Raw genomic sequence first — 696 nt, 5'->3', positions numbered from 1 at the left:
GCACAACGTGATTGTATATGGTTTGTTGCGTGGTTTAAGCAACTAAGTTAATAAATAAAAACCGAATAGAAAATCCGAGAGGATTTTCGTAAGTAGGCTAGAACTAGCAATAAATTATATACGGTGTTACCCAACGTTTTTTATTCCGATTTTATATTTTTCGGCTGTTTCTTTGTCAAAAAATATTGTTATATGGTCTTGCATTGGCATCATTGTATTATCTCTAAATTCAAATGCTGAAATCCATATTTCTTTTCCATTCTCAAATTCAATTCTCACATCTTGTGGATAATATTTCCGTTTTTTGTCATTAATTAAACTCCAACATGACCAAAAACTTTCAATTCCGATTATTTTTTTTCCGCACAATTTCGACCAGTTTTGATTGTCTTTTACATTATGTTTTTTAGCACCATTTTTATTGCTAAATTCAGTCGAAATATTTCCCTTTCTGAACTTAACATCATATTGAGTAAATTCATTTCCCCAAATAAAATAATAAGCGTTTTTGTCCGACGTTATTATTTCAATTCCGTAATCCAATGAGTGAAATTCAGTTTCATTCCACAAAGGTTCTCCGTAATCAATTTCGTAATAATTTACGTCAATAATTGTCTTTCCAATTAATTCCTTAATCGGCTTTTCGTAATTGATAATTTCTATTTCGAGCGGTTTTTTCAAATGTTGGGTAACGTT

The 696-nt window shown here is 30.3% G+C and carries 1 protein-coding gene; it reads right to left on the bottom strand.

Going from position 1 to position 696, the window contains the following annotated elements; translation table 11 throughout:
• Positions 1 to 126: 126 nt before the first annotated feature.
• On the bottom strand, positions 127 to 696 hold a 570-nt coding region (locus tag BA195_RS12495; RefSeq protein WP_068705980.1), incomplete at its 5' end, for a hypothetical protein.

The organism is Tenacibaculum soleae (assembly GCF_001693415.1).
GTDB lineage: Bacteria > Bacteroidota > Bacteroidia > Flavobacteriales > Flavobacteriaceae > Polaribacter > Polaribacter soleae.
The sequence above is the reverse complement of the archived record's forward strand: the minus strand, read 5'-3'. Positions and strand labels throughout refer to the sequence as shown.